General features: G+C 64.7%; 4 protein-coding genes and 1 pseudogene. 2 read left to right on the forward strand and 3 right to left on the reverse strand.

The annotated features are described in order from the left end of the window. Nucleotides 1-229 (reverse strand): annotated as a pseudogene (locus PGX04_RS22070) (4-hydroxy-tetrahydrodipicolinate reductase); the annotation flags it as partial. After that, a complete protein-coding gene (dapA, locus tag PGX04_RS22075) occupies nt 226-1,152 on the reverse strand; it encodes a 4-hydroxy-tetrahydrodipicolinate synthase (protein ID WP_273740467.1) in 927 nt (308 codons plus the stop codon). The gene dapA and the pseudogene PGX04_RS22070, both read right to left, overlap by 4 nt. A 352-nt stretch (nt 1,153-1,504) precedes the next feature. Between dapA and PGX04_RS22080 the strand changes: the two genes are divergently transcribed. After that, entirely contained in the window at nt 1,505-2,329 is an 825-nt protein-coding gene (locus tag PGX04_RS22080) for a M48 family metallopeptidase (RefSeq protein ID WP_273740468.1), read from the forward strand. Nucleotides 2,330-2,402: 73 nt separating this feature from the next. After that, entirely contained in the window at nt 2,403-2,900 is a 498-nt protein-coding gene (locus PGX04_RS22085) for a LabA-like NYN domain-containing protein (protein WP_098724493.1), read from the forward strand. Nucleotides 2,901-3,080: 180 nt separating this feature from the next. Here the strand turns inward: PGX04_RS22085 and PGX04_RS22090 are convergent, their stop codons facing one another. Continuing rightward, the gene (locus tag PGX04_RS22090; RefSeq protein WP_226040485.1) at nt 3,081-3,257 is read right to left on the reverse strand and encodes a hypothetical protein; all 177 of its coding nucleotides are present in this window, start codon (nt 3,255-3,257) and stop codon (nt 3,081-3,083) included. Between the last annotated feature and the right edge of the window lie 267 nt (nt 3,258-3,524).

The raw sequence follows: 3,524 nt of genomic DNA on the forward strand, positions 1-3,524 counted from the left end.
CGGCCGACTCGGGGCCGGTGAAGTCGATGACGACCGTCGGTTCGCGCTCGGCGACGAGCGAGTCGAACTCGGCCGCGGGCTCGATCGCGACGCCCTCGACGGTCGCATCACTTTCGGGCTCTCGGTTGACGGCGAAGACGATCTCGCAGTCCGCTCGTTCGGTCGCGGCGGCGATCACTTCCCGACCCATGCGGCCCGTCGCGCCGGTGATGCCGAGCCTGACCGTCATCGATCACCCTCCGCCGCGTCCGCCACTTCGGTCGGTTCCCGCTCGAGGTCGGCCAGCAGGGTCTCGAGGTCCTCGCGGTACTCGTCGGCGAGGCGGCTGAGCGGCGAGCGAAGGCGAGCGGGGCCGTAGCCCCGGATCTGCATGGCCTCCTTGACCGGGATCGGATTGGTCTCGACGAAGAGTCCGCGGAACAGCGCCCCGAGTTCGTGGTGGATGTTCCGTGCGCGGACGTAGTCGCCGTCCAGCGCCGCGCCGACCATCGCGCAGGTCCGTTCGGGTTCGATGTTCGCGGCGACGCTGATCGTTCCCGTCCCGCCGACCGAGATGACCGGCACGGTGAGCGCGTCGTCGCCCGAGAGCACGGCAAAGTCCTCGTCGGTCGTTCGTTCGGCGATCTCGCCGATCTGGCCCAGATCGCCGCTGGCGGCCTTGTAGCCCGCGACGTTCTCGTGGCTCGCGAGCTCGACGGCCGTGTCGGGTTCGATGTTTCGGCCCGTCCGCGAGGGGACGTTGTAGACGATCTGGGGCAGGTCGACGGCGTCCGCGATCGTCCGGAAGTGCTCGACCAGCCCGCGCTGTTCGGGCTTGTTGTAGTACGGCGAGATGATCACCAGCGCGTCCGCGCCCGCGTCGACGGCGCGCTCGGAGAGCTCGAGGGCCTCGCGCGTGTTGTTCGAGCCGGTGCCCGCGATGACCGGTACGTCGTCGACGGCCTCGATGACCGCCGCGACGACGCGGACGTGGTCGTCGTGAGTCAGGGTCGCCGACTCTCCCGTGGAGCCGACGGGGACGAGCCCGTCGACGCCCGCGGCCTCGAGGCGCTGGGCGTCAGTTCGGAGCGTTTCGAAGTCGATTCGCCGGTCTTCGTCGAAGGGCGTGCACATCGCCGGAAAGACGCCCGAAAGGTCGATAGCTGAACTCATGTGTTGACTGTGGTGTCGGTGGGTCGTGTGTCACCCCCCGATCGGTAGGGTGTATCGGTTCCGATCGGTGGGCGATCTGCGGTCGGTTGCGTGCGGTCAGTCGTGCGGTCGAATCGTACCCGGGACGGGGTGCCACGCCCGCCGCGAGCACACTCACGCACGTTTGCGTTTGAGAAAACGAGGGCGGACGCCGCTCACGACGGGACCGACGGTCGAGTGAGCGACGCGGCGCATATCCGATGCGTGGACCCGAACTGACTTATCCGTTGTGTCTTTGACCGATCACTGTGATGCTCAATACCTGACATACAGTTCCGCGTAATTTATCCCTGAGCGTTACTTACCATCGCCCATGACAGATTTCGGACTGAAAGTGCGGATGGCGATCGTCGGCTCGATCCTGTTCGCGTTCTACATGCTCGTCGGGGCATTCGGCCTGGCGATGTTCGGGTTCAACATGTGGCCGCTGGTCCTGCTCGGACTGCTCGTCTTGCCGGTCATTCAGTACAAGATCGGGACGTGGTCGGCGACCAGAAAGGCCGAGCCGATGCCCGAAGACGGCCAGTATCAGGAGATCCATCAGATGACCGACTCCCTCTGTCGCGATATGGGCATCAAAAAGCCCAAACTGATGGTCATGGACATGGGCGTTCCCAACGCCTTCGCGACCGGTCGGAAGGGCAAGGGCGTCGTCGTCGTCTCGACGGAGCTCATCCGGCTCCTCCAGCGCGACGAACTCGAGGGCGTGATCGCCCACGAGCTCGCCCACATCAAGAACCGCGACGTCCTCGCGATGGTGGTGGGGAGTTCGATCGCGATGATGGTCGGCTGGGTCGCCTACATGGTCTACATCATGAGTAGCGAGCGCGGCATCGGCGGAATCATCGTCGGCATGGTCATCTCGAACATCGCGCAGATGCTCGTGATGATCTTCGTCCTCGCCATCTCGCGCTACCGCGAGTTCGTCGCCGACGAGGATGCCCGCCAGTACATCGGCAGCGGCGACCCGCTCGCCCGCGCGCTCGAGAAAATCTCGCAGGGTGCCCAGGGCCGCGAGTCGGCGGTCGACGATAGCGTGAGCGCGCTGTGTATCTTCAACTCGGAGAAAGGGCTCCTGCAGACGCTGTTCGCGACCCACCCGCCCACGGAAAAGCGGATCCGGAAGCTCCGAAGCTGAGCACCGCCGGCGGTCGCAACGCGGTCGGATCGAACGCCGCGACTTTTTATGCTCGCCCGCGACATGCTAGTATATGACGGAAATACACCCCGGGCAGCGCGTCGCCGTCCTCGTCGATGCCCAGAATCTCTACCATACCGCACAGAGTCTCCACAGCCGAAATATCGACTACTCCGCGCTGCTCGAGAAGGCCGTTCAGGACCGCCAGCTCACGCGCGCTATCTCCTACGTCATCCGCGCGGACTCGCCCGAGGAGGAGAGCTTCTTCGACGCGCTGGTCGATATCGGCTTCGAGCCGAAGATCAAGGACATCAAGACGTTCTCCGACGGGACGAAAAAAGCGGACTGGGACGTCGGGATGAGCCTCGACGCGGTGACGCTCGCCAACCACGTCGACACCATCGTCCTCTGTACGGGCGACGGCGACTTCTCGCGGCTCTGTTCGCACCTGCGCCACGAGGGCGTCCGCGTCGAGGTGATGGCCTTCGAATCCTCGACGGCCGAGGAACTCATGGCCGCGGCCGATTCGTTCCTCGACCTCGGCGACCGCCACGAGACGTTTCTCCTCTGAGGCGGTCTGCTGTACGATGTCCCGGAGCAACCGCGAACCGTCTTAGGGTTGCTCCAGAACTGACTGACGACAGTCCGTATGAGAGGCGTCGACGGACCCGACCGAGAGTCGGCTCGAGCCCGCTTCGGGGCGAGAGAGTAGTCTCTCGGTTCCTGTCGTCCGTTCGGGATGGAAGCGACGCTAGTTCGGCTGCCGGCTCTGCCAGAGTCCGATCAACAGCGCGTACCCCGTGACGAGCAGCGTCGCACCGGTAACGAGGTACGTAAGCGGCCCGGAAACGAGTGCGGCCGGCCCGATCAGTGTCAGGGTCCCGATGACGAGCAGTGTCACCCCGAGACCGATTTGCGTGACATCCATGCGATACTGATAGTAATAAATCGATCAATATAACATTCCCCATCTCGTTCCAATTCGTTTTCTACCCAATCGGATATTCGCCGCGAGCAGCTGTCGGCCCCACCCGGCGAACGCGGCATCGGATTCGGCCTCGAGTGCCATCGTAACGCCGGCAGGTCGAAGGGCTTTCGACGCGCCGGGTCGAACGCCGGTCAATGAGCGAGCCAGCAGACGGGCGCGCGGGCCTCCCGGAACTCCGGACCGTCGGCGACTACCAGTTCGGCGGGG

It is taken from the genome of Natrinema soli, from assembly GCF_028618695.1.